An 18,185-nucleotide genomic window follows, 5' to 3' on the forward strand; every position below is an offset into this window, starting at 1 on the left:
GTTTGAATGTTTTCACTGCTTGTTTTACTTTCAGACATCTGATTGATCCACAACAGCATAAAAAAATCATCAGCTTGCAAACGTGACAAGCTGATGATTTATAAAACCCATCTGTTTCAGTCTATTGGGTTTATTTTTCTGTCATGCGGCCTATGCATCTTTCTTAGTAAAATCCGGCAGGGCATTCGGACGGGCATAAGGAAATTCCGCGATTTTTTCCAGCTTGTAGTAAGTGTTCAAACCGGAAATGCCGACATCATTCGGCTGACTTAAATCTATTTGTCCTTCCTTATTAATTGCGTCATCCGGAATAATCAGGTGTTCCACTTCGCCGATGATCAGCACTGTTCCATTCATTTCAATCGGAACGGTTTGTACGACTTTCATGCCCATCTTTATCAAACTTTCTTTAACAAACGGAGCGATAAAACCATCCAGATATTCTTCGGTCAGTGCACATTTTTCAAACTCGGATTCGTCTTTTGCAAACTTTGCCGAAGTATAATGCGCCCTTTCGATAAAGGACTCGTGAATGTGATTTATCGTGTAATAACCGTTCTCTCTGATGTTGTCAAAAGTATGCTGTCCCGCCTCACGATCGGGCCTGATAATGAAACCGATCAATGCAGGATTACTGCCCAGATGGACAACCGAACTGAAAATGGCCAGGTTTGTTTTGCCGTCATCGGAAACGGTTCCAATAAGATTGGCCGGTTTTATGCCGGTGATGGAATTAATGATATTCAAACGTCTGATTCGTTCCGTATTTTGAATTTCTTCTCTGGTCAGATGCATAAACGAAGATGTAAGTGGTTGGAAAGCGGAATTGGTTATTGATTGCTGAAACCGGCCTTATATTCCTTTATCTCTAAAAGGATATGCCAGATTATTTATCAACCTGTGACTTTCCGGAAATTGCACACCGTTGAATGTATCCCGACATTCAACATGCACCCGCTATTCAACTATTCACTTTTAAAAACAAATCCTTCCACAACCGCTACGTCGCCCTGTATGCCTTTGGCAAGAATTCCTGCACGTACGGCACGGTCCCACGGCGGCAGATACGTAATATCAGGCATGGTTACATCCAGTTTGGTAAAATCATCTCCGTTCAGGCTGTACGAGAAACTGATTTCCTTGTTGTTTCTTACATCCATTTTCAGAAACAGGTGCTTGTCCGCCGCAGCCACCGGAAACTTGCCCAGGCTGCTTCTTGCACCGTCTCTGGCAATGGTTACATGAATACTATCCTGTTTGGCAACCGCATAAATCAGGTTTTTTTCATCCCCGATCAATGCAACTCCCGCCATAGAGTTTTTTCCCGGGACGGTTTCCACGGTTGCCTCGTAATTCGGGCTGTCTATCCTGCGGGCTATAAAAACTTCCCTTTCATCTTTTATCTGCAGCGCCAGTCTACCATTTTTCAGCTCATATGCAGGCTTGTTGAATACCGACCAGCTCCATTGCAGATTCAGATTTTTCTTGTCAAAATTGTCAGTCGATGTATAGGTTAAACTCTTGGTTGAAGGCGACAGATATTCATCTGTAAAGCGGAGCCAGTTGTCAGGCGTAAATTCAAAACCTCTGATCAGCGCCTGACGCCCCGTATACTGGGTTGAAGTTTTATCGTAGGCATGGTACATAAAATAGTTTTTCCCTTTGTGCATGATCGCCGTTCCGTGTCCGGGGCATATCCAGTCACCTTGTCCGGTCAGGATCGGGTTTGCTGCATATTTTTCCCACGGACCCATCAGGTTTTTGGCCCGTGCAATGCCGGTTGCATATGTACAGCCTGCGCCGCAGCATCCCGCCGCTGCATATATGGCATAGAAATAGCCGTTGTTTTTAATTACCGAAACACCTTCTACCAGATTTCCTTCCCATGGCTTATCGTTTCTGAACAATTCCTTTTTTTCACCGGTGAGTTCGGTTCTTTCCTCATTGAGTGCCTGAATCCAGATCGGTGTCGGCTGTCCAATGCTGTTGCCGTCCTCTTTCCAGATCAGGTACAGCTTGTTGTTTTCATCCCGGATCGGAAATCCGTCGATTGATCCGGCCTCCTGGCATACCAGCGGACCGTGATCCTTGAACGGACCTTCGGGACTGTCTGCGCTGGCAACGCCGATGCACAGATTGCCGCCTTTTTTATGAGCCGTATAATAGGCATACACTTTCCCGTTGTCATAACTGAGCTCCGGTGCCCAGTAATAATAATCTGCCCAGGAAGTCAGGTCCGGGAAAATGGAGCCAGTCTGCTTCCAGTTTTTCAGATCTTTCGACTTCATTACCGGGTATGCAGGCGCCCAGTTGGAACTCGTGGCAGCTGCATAATAAGATTTTCCAACTTTAATAACCGACGGATCCGCAAAATCGCCCCGGATAACCGCCCTTTGTGCGTTTGCAAATTGAACCAGAACCAACAGCAGCAAATGAATGCTCAGAATCTTCATAAATAACTTTTAAGGTGAATGTTTTTCTAACTCCCAAATATAATCAAATCACTATTCACCGGATGGAACGGGAATGGCCAGACCCGTTGCAACCGGCTCTCCGAAGACCGGCAGACCATCGGCATTCCAGCTGAACTCTTGCATTCTGACGTTTCTTGCATTGCCGCAACCCTGCCCGGCCGCCGAATTGGCATGATAAATAACCCAGTCTTCCTTTCCGTCCCTGGATTTGAAAAAACCGTTATGACCTACTCCGAAAGCGTTGGCAGAGGCAAGTCCTGTAAAGACCGGTGCCGGCATTTTGGTCCAGCTTTTCACATCCATCGGATCGCCTCCTTCTTTCAGGCTGATTAATCCCAATCCGTAACGGTCATCGCCGCAGTAACTGCCCGAATACACGACAAATACTTTTCCGGAAGGACTTTTAAGGATTTCCGGACCTTCATTTACCGGAAAGCCGCGTTTTTCCCATTCATTCTCGGGAGCAGCCATTTTGACCGTCGGGCCGGTGAGCGTAAACGGATTGCTCATCCGGGAAATGTAAAGGTTCTGTGTCAGATCATCATTTCCGCCCGCAAACGGCCTGCCCGACCAGATCATGTAAAGCGTTGTATCCTGCTGAAATATCGTTGCATCAATTGACCATAAATCTGCGGGCTGCGTTAGGAGTCTGCCTTTATCGGTCCAGGTACCCTGCGTCGGGTCCGGGCTTGCATTTTCAAGTACCCACATGCGGTGTTCACGATCGTTTCCATCCGAACCGGTATAATAGATGTACCATTTTCCGTTCAGGAAGAAAAGCTCCGGTGCCCATATATCCCGTGAGTTGCCGCCCGAAGCCGGGGCGTTAAATACCGTAACCGGCGCAGCATCCTTCAGTCGGCTCATCTTATCCGTTTTGCGGATCTGGATCCTGTTGCCGAGTGTATGCATATAGTAGTAAACGGAATCTTTCTGAAAAACCCACGGGTCAGGCGCGGATTCGAGCAGCGGATTGGTAAATCGGGCTGTCTGCTCCGTAACGCCGGGCAATTGGTTTTTTGCTTCCTTTTTGCAGGATGCATTGATGAACAACAGTGGAATACACCAGACTAAAACAACGCGGCAAAGTGAGCGAATGATCATATAATTAAGGAATTGCGCTATGATTTAATTGAATGGCCTGAAGCGTAGCGACGCCTCTGCGCCATGAGAAAAATGACAGATTTGTTCTTCCTGAGCTAATGACCAGAACCGCATCCGCACCGCACCGACAGGCAGCAGGCATGGCCTTTTTAATAGCTGCCTCCGCACTTCTTCTGACATACAAGGATGAGCCAGTGATGCTTTCCAGATCGCATAATACGTCGTAAGCACCACTGATCTCACTTGCATTCCTGAATACCGGAAGCCGGCAATCGCTTGCTTTTGCCTCAACATGCTTGACTTCCTTTACACGGACAGATGCACAGGAAGTTAGCACCGATAACAAAATCAAACCATAAACATACACTTTGATCAGGTTGGCAAACATGTAAATGTAGGATAAATGAGTACACGACTGTACAAAATCCCGGTTTCTTAATACCCGGGATTTTGTGTCAGGTTTGGGTTCAGATCTATATCCGATTGCGGGATCGGGTACCATTCATTCCTGCCTTTTACAAAATTGGTAAATTCCGGATCTCTCACCGCCAGTTCCGGCCCCAATTCACCCCAGCGCTGCAGATCGGCAAAGCGCCAGCCCTCGCCCGTCAGTTCGGTAATGCGTTCATGCTTGATCTGCGCCAGAAACTGCGCCTGCGTCATACCCGGTTTTACCTGCGACAACGGCCGCAATCCGGCCCTTGCGCGAACCATATCCACGTAAGGATAAGCCTGTGCAGTCTGTCCTGTTCCGTTCAGCGCTTCGGCATACATCAGCAAAATATCGGCGTACCGGATCAGCCGGTAATTGTTGGGCGACCTGAAACCCTCTTCGGTTCTGCCCGGCTCATTATCGTTCAGTTGCTTGCGGAACCATACTGCGCTGCTTTCGCCGCCGGTGGTTCCGTAACGGCTTGCAAAGGTTTGTCCGTAAACCATGGTAAATTGCGGGCCGCGCACATCTGTAGAATCGAAGAGCAAGGTGGCGGCAAGTCTCGGGTCTCTTGCGCCGGCAGCTGTCTTTTCTTTTTCAAATTCACCAATGAGCCAGCGGCGTGCTCCGCCATCGGAAAACCCGACGCCGCGGGGTGCATAAAACTGGGCAATGGAAGTTCCCGTGTTATTGATCCGCGTTTCGTCTACATCGTCATCCGTACTTTCATTGGGATTGAACCGGAACTGTATTTCAAATACGGATTCGCTGTTGTTTTCTGTCGAAGCTTTGAAATTGTCCTGATAATTGGGAACCAGACTGTACAAACTTTTTCCTTCCCCGGTAACAAACCAGGCCAGCGTATTGACTGTTTCCTGATATTTGTTTTGCTGAAGATAGGCTTTGCCGAGCAAACCCAATGCCGCACCGCGCGTAGCCCGGCCCAGATCATCACCGGTGTAGCTCAGCGGCAAAGCCGGAGCAGCTTCGGAAAGGTCTTTTTCCACTTGTGCCCACGCTTCTGCATTTGTTGCGTTGGACGGCCTGTCAGTCGGCTCGGAAGGTTCCAGGATCAGCGGCGGCCTGCCGTAATACAGCGTCAGATTGAAATAGAATAATCCTCTCAGGAACTTCGCCTCGCCGATGATCCGGTTTTTCAAAGCTTCATCCATTTCAATGCCCGGTACATAAGCCAGGACCTGATTGGCCCGGAATACGCCGATAAACAGGTTTTGCCAGGTTCCGGCAGTCAAACCTTCATTGAAGTTGGTCTGGTTGAAGCTCATGATATTGTTCAGCGTAATATCGCCGCCGGAGCCGTAACCTTCATCGGAACGGAGCATGCCGTGATAAAACAAAAACCTGGAATAAAGCGTGGCTGTCCGGTGAAAAGTACTGTAAACCGCATTGATCCCTTTTACGGCATCGGCCTCGCTTTTCCAGAAAGATGCAATCGTCGGGTTGTTCGGGTTAGGCTGATCAAAATCGCGGTCGCAAGCGGTGGTAACCAGCAAAATAAAGGAAGCAAGCAAAAATATCTTTTTCATGTTGATGTCTTTTGGGATAAATGGCGATTTGTCAGAAGCCCAGGTTCAGGCCGAATGAGATAATGCGGGACGAAGGATAACTTCCCAGATCCACACCGGGTTCAAGATTGAAGTTGGCACCGACCACATCCGGGTCCAGTCCGGTATACTTGGTAAATGTCAGCAGGTTCTGCGCACTTACATATACTCTTGCATTGCTCAGGTGCAGTTTTCCGGTGACGGATTCGGGAATGGAATAACCCAGCTCCACATTTCTCAGACGCAGATAGGAACCGTTTTCCAGCCAGCGGTCCGTATTGGCACGTACATTGGAAACGATTCCCCGGTCGGCCGTGGCAGGATCGCCGGCTGCACCCGTGGAATAGGAAACGCCGAGGCGGGGGAAATCGGTATCGGTATTTTCTGGTGTCCACGGATTGATGCCGCGGCGGTAATTGGAATAGCCCATGCCGTCTATTTCCCTTCTTACATCATTGTACAGTTTCTGACCGAATGCGCCGTAAAACTGGATGTTCAGCGACAAGCCCGACCAGGTTCCGTTCAGGATCAGGCCCGAAGTCAGCTTTGGCCACGGACTGCCTGCGAACGTCCGGTCGCGGTCATTGATATCGTCATTCGTACCCTGATCGATCCGGTTTACATAGCGTACATCGCCGGGCTTTGCATAAGCAGCCTGTGCCCGGTGCGACTGTATTTCTTCGTTGTTCTGAAACAGCCCGTCCGTTTTGATCAGATAATACTCACCAATGGAACGGCCAACCTGCGAGCGTGTATTGCCCGACTGGATGTAATTTCTCGGCTCACCCGTTTCCTCGTCTATACCAAGATTGCCAAGTTCCAGCACTTTATTCCGGATCACGCTGAAGTTGGGTGCAATGCTCCATGTGAACGGCCCCGAAGTCTGGCGATAGGCAAGGTCGAGTTCAATACCTTTATTTTCAATGGAGCCAATATTAACCAGCGGATCGCCCTGTAAATTGCCGATGTAAAGCGGAAGCGGAAGCGAGAGCAAAACGTCTTTGGCAACGGAACGGAATGCATCCACTGTAACAGCCAGCTTGTTATTGAAAAGAACAAGGTCAGCACCCAGGTTGGTCGTAGCCTTTTGTTCCCATTTGATATCTTCATACACGAGCCTTGCCTGCGTTGCGCCCGGAAACTCGGTTTGTCCCGATCCGAACACGGCGCGTGGTGCCTGATTCAGAAATCCTGTAAACTGATAATTGCTCAGGTTGGCAGAACCGAGAACGCCGTAGGAACCTCTCAGTTTCAATTCAGTGATCAGGTCGGATTTGAAAAACTCTTCATTACTGATTTTCCAGGAAGCCGCTGCGGACGGAAAATAACCGGTACGATGTGCAGGTGAAAAGCGCGAATCCTTATCGGCGCGGAATGTAAAGGTGAGGTAGTATTTTTCTGCATAATTATAGTTCAGCCGTCCCAGTGCCGAATTGATCAGCGTTTGCGAGCGTGTTCCCGTTGCAGTCATTCCGCCGCTGGCCGAGTTGATGGTCGTAAAATAATCGCCTCCGTACACGCCGAGCTGCAGTCGTCTTCCGCCAACGGCTTCATTCCGGATGGTCTGCTGCGTGTAACCGACCACACCGTTCAGATTATGTTTGTTAAAGGTGAAATTAAAATTCAGCGTATGTTCAAACAGATAACTCAGAAACTGTGAACGCGTCTGCCCTACGCTGCTGAATTCCGGCGACTGGTTCCAGTACCAGAGCCCTTCTTTTCTGATATCATTCGTTTTGTCAAAACTGGTTTCCAGCCCCGCATTGAAACGGTAACTCACGCCTTTGAAGATTTTGTAATCAACATAGGCATTTCCCAAAACCTTGAAAAAATTACTCGTTGATTGTGTGATATTATTGATTGCAGCCTGATTTCTGGCAAAGGAACGCGCATTGAAAGAACCGTAACCCCACCCGCCCGGATTGGAAGTACTCACCAGATCCGCACTTTGAACAGGAATAATCGGAAGGCTTGTCCAGATGTCATACCATGCGTTTCCTTCGGCAAATCCGCCCTGAAACGGTGCATTTCTTTCGGTGCTGGAAATCATCATGTTTTCACCGAAAGTAAAATTGTTGCGCGTTGCTTCCGTGTTGATCCGTACCGATGCACGCTGGAAATCACGGGCTTTCATGATGCCTTTATCGGAGAAATAAGAGCCGGAAATCAGGAACCTGCTGTCTTTTCCTCCACCCGACAAGTTGATGTTGTAATCCTGAATACTTCCGGTTCGCAGCAGCTCGTCGGCCCAGTTGGTATTTACCGCACCGTTATAGCCTGCAACAGCCTGCTGCAATGCATAACCTGCTGCCTGGTAAGCGCGTGTGTTTGTTTCCACATACTCCTGTGCGTTCATCATATCCCACCGTCTGGGAAGTGATGAAATTCCTACACGGACAGTAGCATCCACTTTCAGCGCACCTTCTTTTCCTTTTTTGGTGGTAATGATGATAACCCCGTTTGCAGCGCGTGAACCGTAAATAGCCGCCGCCGAAGCATCTTTTAAAACCTGAATGGTTTCCACATCATTGGGGTTCACCGTCGTATTGGCATCGGCAAGCATGCCGTCGATGACATATAGCGGGCTGGCATTTCCGAAGAGCGTACTGAGTCCGCGAATGTTCACAATTGCTTCCTGCCCCGGTGCGCCGCCGCTCCTTACCGCCACGCCGGGCGTAAGGCCCTGCAGGGTTTCGGGTACCGAACGGGCAATACGCTTGTTGGTGTTCTGCGCATCAATAATGCCGGTGGCGCCGGTAAGGTCCGCCCGTCTTACGGATTGATAACCGATTACAACAAATTCTTCCAGATTCTGTGCGTCCTCCGCAAGCTGGATGGTGTAGGTTGTCTGATCTGTAACCGGGATTTCCGATGGCAGAAAACCGATAAAAGAAACCCGCAATGATTGTCCGTTTGCAGCAGTTAATGAAAACTTTCCGTCTGCATCCGAAATAGTTGCGGTGTTGGTACCGGCAACGAGCACGGTAGCTCCTGGCAGCGGTTCGCCTGTGGCTGTCTGCACGATGCCGCTTATTTCCCTGCTTTGCGCAAGGGAATTTTCGATGCAAAAGAGAAAAAGAACGACAATCTGAATCAGAGTATAAGAATAACGCATGGCTGATTGGTTGATGATTTAACGAATTTGTAACCTTATCGAAGCAAAGGGGAAAAGCAGATTACAGCTATAAAAATTATGCCATTAATCAGTTATAAAATTCTATTTACATGTATTTGTAGCCGTCGGCGACTAGCTTTTGGCTGTCAGCGAATAGCCGCTGGCTTTTAACTAGAAGCTGATACCGGGCAAAAGGATAAACAGTCAGAAGGTTTGATAAGGACTGATTCCCGCTATGCCATTTTCAATCCTGCATTCCTGCCCGTCGGGTTGGGAAGTGTGCCGGTGTGTCCGGGCCCAATGCTTCCGCCGCTGAATAAGCTTATGTATATTCTATTGAAAATTAGTGATTTAGCCTGAACAACACAGCAAAATAACAGGTATATTTAAATAAAATATTGGAATATACCTACATACCTTAAACAGCCCGTCATATGAAACTCAGACTACTTTTTTTGACGATTGCAATGGTATTGTCTCACCTGCTGACCGCACAGCAAATTGAACTGGTAAAAGACATCAACACGACGCAAACCGGTTTAGGACTTTTTACACGTGAACAGGCTGTTGCCAACAACATGCTCTTTATGCTTGCAGGCAACAACACAGAAGGAATTCAGCTCTGGCGGAGTGACGGTACAGCCAGTGGCACCATCAGGCTGACCGATGTCAACAGCACCCACCGCGGTGATCCCTCCTACCTGACCGGCGGCGGAAATTACGTTTGCTTTGTAATGGAATATGAAGGACAGGACTGGCTGTACCGCAGCGACGGCACCAGAGAAGGCACCTACCGGTTACGCAAGTTTGGCCAATTTGCTTCGGGGTATTTCGATGTTATAGAGAATGTTAACGGGACCATTTATTTTTCCTATTCCGATGAAATCAAAAGCCGTCAGCTCTGGAAAACGAACGGAACCATTGCCGGCACGGTGCTCGTGAAAGATTTTGGCATTTCAGGTTCCGGTGAATCCGTTCCCGACCAGCTGTTCAGCTTCAACGGGAAACTCTACTTTGTAATCCGGAATGAAGAAGACTATGATTTGCCGGCCGTGCTGTGGCAGAGTGATGGTACCGGTGCAGGCACTGTGCCCGGCCCGGTCGTACCCAGGGGTTTTATCCGCCCTGTTTTCATGGGGAACAACATCTATTTTGGAGAAGGAAACAGCCTTTACCGCATAAACGGCAAAACGATAACCGTGGTTAAAGACGGCTTTGAGTGGCTCCGCGAGCCTCTTGCAGTCAGGCAAACCTTGTATTTTTCTGCCAGGCATACGGCTACCGGCGAGGAATTGTGGAAGTCTGACGGGACAACGGCCGGAACCGTTCTGGTAAAAGATATCAATCCCGGAAGTACCAGCTCCTCCGATCCCACCGCGTTTGTCAATGTAGCCGGAACGCTTTATTTCAAGGCACACGATGCAACCGGATGGAAGTTATGGAAGAGCAATGGCACGGCAGCAGGAACTGTTCCGGTAAGCCCTGTAGAGGTCAGCAGATATACTTTTGTAGGTCAGAATGATCTGGTTGCGATTGGCAGCAAAATCGTGTTTCCGGCCGGCCCGGATTCCGATGAACTCTGGGTGTCCGATGGTACACAAGCCGGTACGCAGTTGCTGATTTCCGTGAAAGTCGAAATCCTGGGCAAAGTAAATAATCAGGTCTTTTTTCTTGGAATAACGCCCCATGGCAATCAGTTATACAAAACAGACGGCACCGTGGCGGGAACAGTCGCAGTAACAAACAGGACTTCATCCGAAGGCTCCACGCCGCAACGCATGACGGATGTAAACGGGACAGCATTTTTCATTGCATCTCCCGTCCTTTCCGTGAACACCAAATATGAACTCTGGAAAAGCAACGGCACGGCCAGCGGTACCGTCAAGTTAGTCAACTCGACATCAGTCAACACAAACAGACCGCCCCGATCCTTTACCAATGTAAACGGAATATTGTATTATGTGGAAAATGATGATGAACTATGGAAAAGTGATGGCACCGTAGCGGGTACAACCCGGTTAAAGATCAATATGGGTTCGGATTTCAGCAGAAACATTGACTACCTGACAGCCGTTAACGGAACCCTCTTTTTCCTGATGAACAATGACGTCTGGAAAAGTGACGGAACCACAGCCGGAACCGTCCGTATCCAGCATCCCGATTTGAAAACAGGAAGGATCAGCAGTTTATTCCATGCAGGCGGAACGATTTACTTCAAGGAGATAAGGTATGCAGAAGATACACTGCAATCCGTTGTCTTGTGGAAAACAAACGGCGAGCCGGCAGGAACCGCTTTGCTGAAAAGCTTCAGTCCATCATTCAGAAATGCTGTTCCGTATGCATTCAAAGGGGAACTTTACTTTGGTGAATGGGACGATGTCAACAGCATTGAACTCTGGAAAAGTGACGGGACCAAAAATGGCACCGGCATCATCAAGCAAGTAACTTCCAGTGGAGGCAATACACTGATACAGCCCGAAGCAATGGCTGGCTGGGGAAATTATCTGTACTACTTGGCCAATACTTCCACCGGTTTTCTTCTGGTGAAAACAGACGGGACAGCAGCGGGCACAACGGTGATCAAAAATCTTTTTCCCGGTGGAAATATGAAACGCTTCAGGCTATATACGGCCATGGGACTGGTTTATTTCAGTGTTTACAACCAGAATGCCATGCAGGAATTGCTGTGGCGGTCGGATGGGACTGCTGCCGGTACTTTTCAGCTTGCTGCTTTTGATGTTTACGATGCCGGAGATCCGTACCGGGATGAAAACAGGCCGATCCAGATAAAAGACGAGGTCAATGGCAAATTGATTTTTATCACCTACGGCAAACAATCCGGCGATCAGGCATGGGTAACAGACGGAACGGTGACAGGAACCCGAATGCTGACGACTTCCCAGACTCCGAAAAATTTCATCATCAGATCAACTGTGAAGTTTGGTAATCTGTTCTATTTTGACATGCTTGATCCTGAAACCGGAACTGAGCTCTGGCAAACGGACGGTACTGCAGAAGGAACGCACCTGACCGTGGAAATGAACCCGGAAGGCAATGCAGTGATCCATGAAATGCTGGTTATTGGCCAGACGTTGCTGTTGTCGGCAGATAACGGCAAAACGGGCATTGAACTTTACAAATACCTTCCGCCGGCCAATCAGGATGCAGTTATTACTCCGATTGCAGATGCTTACACGCGCAATGTCCCGTATGAAAAAACCAACTTTGGAACCCAGTCCGAGCTGAGTGTAAAAGCAGGAAGCCTGCCCGGCTATCAGCGGAAAACCTACCTTAAATTCCCACTCGATGGCATCAGTAAAATTAACTCGGCCAAACTGCGGGTGTACGGCTTCAACTTTGAAAACAACAAAAACATTACGCTGGCAGCAACGGGAGTCAACAATGACGGCTGGACTGAAACGGGCATCAACTGGCTGAACGCACCGGCAGCTTCCGGCAAAATACTGGATTCGGTAAAGGTCGGTAACCAGGCGAAGTATTATGAACTGGACGTAACGGATTTTGTGAAAGCGCAGCTTGCGGGCGACAAAACCGCCAGTTTCCTGCTGACCAATCCGAAAGATGATAATGTACGCCTCTATTTCATGAGCCGGGAAAACAAGTCAAATCCTCCGCAGCTGGTTGTAGAAAAGCAAAGCAGCTCTGCGGCCCGGATTGCAGCATCCATCGAACCCGAAAAAAGAACTGCCGACGATTCCTATATTTACCCCAATCCGGTAAAAGACCATTTTTTCATTCAGATCTCCGACAAACACCAAGGACATGCGCAGCTGCTGCTTACAAAGCTGAATGGCCAGACCCATTTGCTCAGACAGGAAAACCATAAAGCGGGCGAAAAGACAATGAAAGTAAATATGGCCGATTTCAGGTTGCCAGCCGGGAAATACCTCCTTCAGGTCAAATCTGAAAACGAAGAGGAAGTTTTGCAGATGATTGTATCGGAATAAAAAACGGGCCGTAAAAAAGGGGTTTAAACTGAAAAAGCACTTCGTGTATGTATACCGAGTGCTTTTTCAGTTATTTATTTAAAATCTTTGTTACTCCGTCACCATCAGTTTCAGCACTTCCGATTTGGCCGATGACTGCACTTTCAAAAGATACATGCCTTTATCCAGCGCCAGTTCGGCGATATTGACTTCCGCCTTTGTTCCCGCATGCAGCGCGTCAGCTGTCTTGACCGGATATGCCCGGCCGGCTTCATTGATAATCTCAAGAGCAATATTTTCCCGATGCTGATTGCTGATCTGCAGTGTAAACCGGCTGCGTACCGGGTTTGGATAAATAACCGAGCTTTGGGTTTCAGGTTCGGAAACTTCATTAATGGCAACTTCACTTTCCATGCGTGCAGCAGAACTTACGGCTCTATTTGCCATAAGAATCAATTTTGGCGCATCACGAGAAGCTTCCCTGCTGCGAAACCATACAATGTTATTACGAGTACTTATATCCTTCAGTTGTAAAGTTAATATTTTGTCTTTTTCAAGCTGTGCCTTTGCAAATTCCGTAATATCAACCTCAAAATGCTTAATGTTGCCAACTGCTTCGAGAGATCCCAGTGTAGCCGTAACGCCAGTTGGCGCATTGTTTCCGTTAATTCCCATTTCTGTCCAGTCATCATTGTCAACACCAATAACCCCGATTCGAACCCTTACATTACCTTCAGAATTTGATCCAAACAAGCGAATTTTTGCAGTTTTAATTTCTACCAGATCATTCAGCGAAAATTTAATGTAAGAGGTACGGTCCAGATCTGCCGATGAAGATGCCTTAACTTTTAAACTTTCTTTACCATAATTGGTTCCTGCATTGGCACCATAACGAACATATGCATCTGCAACCGGCCATAAAGTAATCTCGGTAAGCGGACTCAGAAATTCTACTTCAATGGCAGATACTCTTGGTTTGTCGCGTGATGACAGGAATTCAAGATTAAGGTATCCGTCAATTACCTGAACTTCAAAAGACTCTTTTACTGCTCTTAACGGTCCGCCAGCTCTTGCAATGATATCATAATTGGCAAGCTTATTGACGCCTTCTGCATTTACGCTGAACACACGCTGACCTGGTTTTCCGTCACGATTGGGATAAACGCCCCAGAAAATTTCAGCAAAATGAAGTGTAACCTTCATCGTACCATTCCTGACAGGAATCGCGTAATTGAAATTATCTGAGCAGCGACCTGATTTATAAATTTCATCATCCGTTGTATTCAGAATATCCACATCCTTAATAAAACTTGCCCGATCAATTCCACCATAGTATCTGTCTGCCTCAAAGTAACGGCCATCGGGCGTTGTATAGCCACTTCCACCTGCATTGATCCGGATTGCAGTATTATCTATTGGTATATTTACCTTTACCGCAATCGTTTCTTCATCAAACAAAACCGGAGAAGTATTGCTGCTCACCCTTATTGTGATTGGATACACGCCTGCATCCTGGGGCACTATCCATTTAAAAAACCCGGTGACTGAGTCGATTGCAGCACCTGCCGGCGCATTTACCAGCGAAAATTTCTTGGTTTGTCCAAGAGCTGCTGTTGCCGTGGCAGTAAATGAAAGCGTTTGCCCGGCAAGTAGTTCCTTGTTGCCAATAGGTTCCAGTGTCGGCGGTGTAGTTACATCGTTTACGCGGAGGTTAACGGTCATCAATGCGCGTGCATAACCGGGAGCAGTAGCATTCACAACAGCTTTGAAATTACCCGGAAAAATTCCTGATGGATCCACTTTAAATGACAAGGAACCCAAAGACGATGCAGGAAGATTAAGCCAGGCTGAAAACGACTTTTTCAGTGAAACCATTGGCGTTCCCGTATTTGCCGTCAGGTTTACAATCTGAGGTGGCGTTGTAATGTTTCCGGTATTTGTAAATTCAAGTGATTTTGGAGAAAATGACAGCTTTCTGGTATTTGATTCAGCCAGCAGTTTTACAAACCATGTGCCTGATCCGGAATCGGCTTTATCATTTGCAGCATCATAGCCATCCGTATTTCCGCATAGCCAATATCCACCATCATAGGCTGGAAAGGCTCCAAACATGGTGCTAGTTGAACCGGCACCCGCACCAAAACTCTGGTCCCATAATTTTTTCCCGTCCGAGCCTATTTTTACAATCCAGTAGTCACTTTTTCCTTTGCGCGACATAGTCTTGCTGCCGCTTTTGAAAGATTCAGAATTACCTGCAATTATAAAACCGCCATCAGAGGTTTGTATAACCGATCTTAACAATTCCCATTCTTTTCCTCCAAGTGTCCTGTCCCACTGTTTAATCCCGTCTGAATTCACTTTAACGATCCAGAAATCTATAACTCCGATTAAATTTTCTGACTTGTCTGCACCGGCTGGAGATTGTGAAAAACCGCCCAGTATAAAACCGCCGTCAGTTGTACGCTGTACAGATAAGAAGTTATCATAACTGATACCACCGATCGTTCTGTCCCATTGCTTTGAACCATTGGCAGACAATTGTACAATCCAGTAATCCGAATTTCCTTTGGAATCTACCGTTTTATCTCCACTGATGTTGGAGTAAGATGTTCCTCCCAGAATATAACCCCCACTGTTTGTCAGGTCTATGCTGTATAAATCATCTGACTTTGTTCCGCCGATAGTCCTGTCCCATTGCCTGGCTCCGGATGAGCTGATTTTTATTACCCAATAATCGTTGTATTCTCCCTTGGAACCTTCCGATTTTACGTCACTGATTCCTGAGTTTGATGAGCCGCCAATGATAAAGCCACCATCGGGCGCCTGTTTCATTGCCGTAAGAACATCATTGCCAGTTCCTCCGAAAGTCTTGTCCCATTGCTTTGTACCATTGGCAGTAACTTTTACGATCCAGAAGTCACTGCCCTCATCCCAATAGGCATCCTGTGATTTATCATTGCCGATATTGGAATTGCTATTGCCTCCAAGCAGATAACCGCCGTCAGAAGTCTGTATAATGGCTGACAACTGATCGCTTTTATTGCCGAAATAGGTTTTTTCCCATTCTTTAACGCCGGAAGCATTGAACTTGATAATGAAATAATCCGACTCATTCGAAACGCCTGCAATCAAACCGCCATCGGAAGTCGGAGTGGCCAGATATAATCCTCTTCCCACAATTTTGTCCCATTCCACGGCGGGCTGTGCGACAAGGCTTGCAACGCAAAGCAACAGCAGGCTTATTGAAATCAACAGGAAACGCCGGAACTGCGTCGGAAAACTGCCTGCAAAATGCCGGGAATCGGCCCGGGACTGATAAACATTTTCCGGGTACCGGAAACGTTGCGTAGGTACATGTGAATGCATAGAACAACAGAGTTATAATTTTAGGTACAATGAACTCCAACCATCATGTTGGTAAGCGTAAATGTACCTTTATTTACTACTCGCCAGCAATCTATGCAGCCTTCTCAGGGAAAAAATGTATTTACCGGTTACATGGACCCGGAATTTGAGCACTAACTGTTGAAAAAGCTTGAAAGACACTAATTTTCAACGAACCAGAAAAGCATATCCAGTTCCGTCCGAATGCATGCCTCACTACTTTAACAATAAGATATGCAGTTCAGGCAGGACTTGTAAACGTAGAGTTTAAATGAAGTATTCAGAATGCTTACGCAACACAAGCAATTCTCTTTTAACATTTGGTTCAGCAAGAACATTCTCACATTAGGGTGGCTATGCTGACTTCCTTACAGGCATATTCAACGATGAAAGGTCGCGATGCCGATTCTCGTTATACGCCGGATTTCCGGTAAGGCCCCGTGCATCCGGATTCCTGTCATCAATGATTCTGCCAGGAGCCGGAAATAACCATACACTATCATAAATCAAATTATCAGAGAGTTGCCGTAGTTCCGATAATAACGAACTGCTGACCGGACCGGATGGTATTATTTTTTATGAGAACCGGATGAAACAGATTTTGGATTACTATGGACAAAAGTGGCACAATCATCATCATTGAAGATGACGCGGACGACCAGTTTGTACTGGAAGAGGTTTTCAATGAACTGGATTATCCAAACAAAAGGATGTACTTCGCTGATGGCCAATCGGCACTCGATTATCTTTATTCAACTCAGGACCGGCCTTTTATCATTATTTCAGATATTAATCTGCCGCAGCTGAACGGACTGGAACTCAGACAGAAAGTTCAGACGGATGCCGAGCTTAGTTTAAAATGCATTCCTTACGTGTACTTTACAACAGCCATCAATCAGCAGGCCGTTATTGATGCTTACAGTACTTCGGCTCAGGGCTTTTTTGTGAAACCCGGTGCATTTGACGAAATCAAGGAAACGATTAAGGTGATGATTGAATACTGGAGAAAGTGTGCAGCTCCCAATAATTTCTGACATTGACCGCTTGCTTGTACATGCAGTCAGCGGTTTTTATTACGGAGTTGCCATTTCAAACATGAACGTTAACGTTCAGACGGGCTTTCATCCGGTTTATGGAAATTTCCTGCTTTGCGATCAGGTCATCCAGCATGCTGGAAAGTTTGCTGTTTTTGATCTGCAGATTAGTAATCTTTGTCTTAATGGCAGCACAATCTGCCGAAAATCGCTGGCATGCCAGCGCGTTTGTTATTAAATCCAGTTTGTTCATACGTGGCTGCTGGAAAAGAGTGGCTTGACCGGACAGCTTTGGAGACAGGCGGAGAAGTGACTCAGGTGAAACTGATTGAAACAAAGATATGCATTATATTACGGTTATAACCATTATGCTGAATCTTTATAAATCATTAAAGACCTGAAAACCTCAATTTGCAGCGATATGGGAAAAATGAACAGAACAATGCCGGATTCAAAGTAATGACAAGCTGTTCAATTGAACAATCTGGTTTCAAAACGGATTGTCATGAAAATATATGGAATGCTGGCCAGAAATATTTCAGGCCTGAATCTTGCTGGCGTTATATCAAAATACTTGGTTTATGGAACAATCACGCCTTACGGCAGCACATTCGGCACGGAAGCCGCTTATTGCCACACTGGCAATGACACCGTCGGCTCAGGAGTATTTCAACCAGTTACGCCAACAGCATTTTCCGGCCAAACGCAATTATCTGGATGCGCACCTGACCCTTTTTCATGCGCTGCCGGACGAACCCCGGATTGTAGAAGATCTCGCAAACCTTGCTGAAAACCAGCAGCCATTTGAAGTCACTGCACAGACTATCGTATCGCTTGGCGGCGGTACTGCCTTTAAAATTATTTCTCCCGAACTATCCGCGCTGCATCAAAAGCTTCAGAAAGGCTGGTTGGAATCCTTGACAAATCAGGACCGGCAGAAAAGGAATTTCCATGTTACGATACAAAACAAGGTTGAGCCGCAGGAAGCTAAAAATCTGCAGGCAGAAATGGCCCGTGATTTCCAGCCCTTTCGTTTCACAGTTCATGGCATTCAGCTCTGGCGCTATCTGGACGGTCCTTGGGAATATCTGATGAAGTTTGATTTTAATAAAAGTACATTCGACTGATT

Annotated in this window: 11 protein-coding genes; 3 read left to right on the forward strand and 8 right to left on the reverse strand. The window is 47.1% G+C overall.

All coding sequences use genetic code 11. The features are described from left to right. Positions 1–150 precede the first annotated feature (150 nt). The 6 genes from FEM33_RS13815 to FEM33_RS13840 form a co-directional block, all read right to left on the reverse strand. A complete protein-coding gene (locus FEM33_RS13815) occupies positions 151–795 on the reverse strand; it encodes a flavin reductase family protein (protein ID WP_139012587.1) in 645 nt (214 codons plus the stop codon). A gap of 170 nt (positions 796–965) precedes the next feature. Then, entirely contained in the window at positions 966–2,453 is a 1,488-nt protein-coding gene (locus FEM33_RS13820) for a family 43 glycosylhydrolase (RefSeq protein ID WP_139012588.1), read from the reverse strand. A 51-nt stretch (positions 2,454–2,504) separates the two neighbouring features. After that, entirely contained in the window at positions 2,505–3,578 is a 1,074-nt protein-coding gene (locus tag FEM33_RS13825; RefSeq protein ID WP_139012589.1) for a glycoside hydrolase family 43 protein, read from the reverse strand. Positions 3,579–3,582: 4 nt separating this feature from the next. After that, entirely contained in the window at positions 3,583–3,966 is a 384-nt protein-coding gene (locus FEM33_RS13830; protein ID WP_139012590.1) for a hypothetical protein, read from the reverse strand. 47 nt (positions 3,967–4,013) lie between these two features. Then, positions 4,014–5,558 (reverse strand): RagB/SusD family nutrient uptake outer membrane protein, encoded by a 1,545-nt coding sequence (locus FEM33_RS13835; protein WP_139012591.1) that lies wholly within the window; start codon positions 5,556–5,558, stop codon positions 4,014–4,016. A gap of 31 nt (positions 5,559–5,589) precedes the next feature. Beyond that, positions 5,590–8,691, reverse strand: a complete 3,102-nt coding sequence (locus tag FEM33_RS13840; RefSeq protein WP_139012592.1) for a SusC/RagA family TonB-linked outer membrane protein — start codon at positions 8,689–8,691, stop codon at positions 5,590–5,592. A 434-nt stretch (positions 8,692–9,125) separates the two neighbouring features. Here FEM33_RS13840 and FEM33_RS13845 point away from each other — a divergent pair, with 434 nt between their 5' ends. Further along, the gene (locus tag FEM33_RS13845) at positions 9,126–12,659 is read left to right on the forward strand and encodes an ELWxxDGT repeat protein (RefSeq protein WP_139012593.1); all 3,534 of its coding nucleotides are present in this window, start codon (positions 9,126–9,128) and stop codon (positions 12,657–12,659) included. A gap of 90 nt (positions 12,660–12,749) precedes the next feature. On the opposite strand, the gene FEM33_RS13850 is transcribed toward FEM33_RS13845, so the two are convergent. After that, the gene (locus FEM33_RS13850; protein WP_139012594.1) at positions 12,750–16,004 is read right to left on the reverse strand and encodes a CBM96 family carbohydrate-binding protein; all 3,255 of its coding nucleotides are present in this window, start codon (positions 16,002–16,004) and stop codon (positions 12,750–12,752) included. A gap of 629 nt (positions 16,005–16,633) precedes the next feature. On the opposite strand from FEM33_RS13850, the gene FEM33_RS13855 reads away from it, so the two are divergent. Then, positions 16,634–17,056 carry a response regulator gene (locus tag FEM33_RS13855; RefSeq protein ID WP_139012595.1) on the forward strand — a complete coding sequence of 141 codons (423 nt, stop codon included), beginning with the start codon at positions 16,634–16,636 and terminating at the stop codon, positions 17,054–17,056. A 55-nt stretch (positions 17,057–17,111) separates the two neighbouring features. Here the strand turns inward: FEM33_RS13855 and FEM33_RS13860 are convergent, their stop codons facing one another. Further along, positions 17,112–17,309, reverse strand: a complete 198-nt coding sequence (locus FEM33_RS13860) for a hypothetical protein (RefSeq protein ID WP_139012596.1) — start codon at positions 17,307–17,309, stop codon at positions 17,112–17,114. A gap of 328 nt (positions 17,310–17,637) precedes the next feature. Between FEM33_RS13860 and FEM33_RS13865 the strand changes: the two genes are divergently transcribed. Continuing rightward, entirely contained in the window at positions 17,638–18,183 is a 546-nt protein-coding gene (locus FEM33_RS13865; protein WP_201747751.1) for a 2'-5' RNA ligase family protein, read from the forward strand. Positions 18,184–18,185: the final 2 nt, after the last annotated feature.

It is taken from the genome of Dyadobacter flavalbus, assembly GCF_006149045.1.
Lineage (GTDB): Bacteria > Bacteroidota > Bacteroidia > Cytophagales > Spirosomataceae > Dyadobacter > Dyadobacter flavalbus.

What these genes read in the sequence shown, in the direction of transcription:
- FEM33_RS13830 (WP_139012590.1), bottom strand. Translation starts at nt 3,966, where the DNA reads ATGTTTGCCAACCTGATCAAAGTGTATGTTTATGGTTTGATTTTGTTA.
- FEM33_RS13845 (WP_139012593.1), top strand. Translation starts at nt 9,126, where the DNA reads ATGAAACTCAGACTACTTTTTTTGACGATTGCAATGGTATTGTCTCAC.
- FEM33_RS13825 (WP_139012589.1), bottom strand. Translation starts at nt 3,578, where the DNA reads ATGATCATTCGCTCACTTTGCCGCGTTGTTTTAGTCTGGTGTATTCCA.
- FEM33_RS13860 (WP_139012596.1), bottom strand. Translation starts at nt 17,309, where the DNA reads ATGAACAAACTGGATTTAATAACAAACGCGCTGGCATGCCAGCGATTT.
- FEM33_RS13865 (WP_201747751.1), top strand. Translation starts at nt 17,638, where the DNA reads ATGGAACAATCACGCCTTACGGCAGCACATTCGGCACGGAAGCCGCTT.
- FEM33_RS13815 (WP_139012587.1), bottom strand. Translation starts at nt 795, where the DNA reads ATGCATCTGACCAGAGAAGAAATTCAAAATACGGAACGAATCAGACGT.
- FEM33_RS13840 (WP_139012592.1), bottom strand. Translation starts at nt 8,691, where the DNA reads ATGCGTTATTCTTATACTCTGATTCAGATTGTCGTTCTTTTTCTCTTT.
- FEM33_RS13820 (WP_139012588.1), bottom strand. Translation starts at nt 2,453, where the DNA reads ATGAAGATTCTGAGCATTCATTTGCTGCTGTTGGTTCTGGTTCAATTT.
- FEM33_RS13835 (WP_139012591.1), bottom strand. Translation starts at nt 5,558, where the DNA reads ATGAAAAAGATATTTTTGCTTGCTTCCTTTATTTTGCTGGTTACCACC.
- FEM33_RS13850 (WP_139012594.1), bottom strand. Translation starts at nt 16,004, where the DNA reads ATGCATTCACATGTACCTACGCAACGTTTCCGGTACCCGGAAAATGTT.
- FEM33_RS13855 (WP_139012595.1), top strand. Translation starts at nt 16,634, where the DNA reads ATGGACAAAAGTGGCACAATCATCATCATTGAAGATGACGCGGACGAC.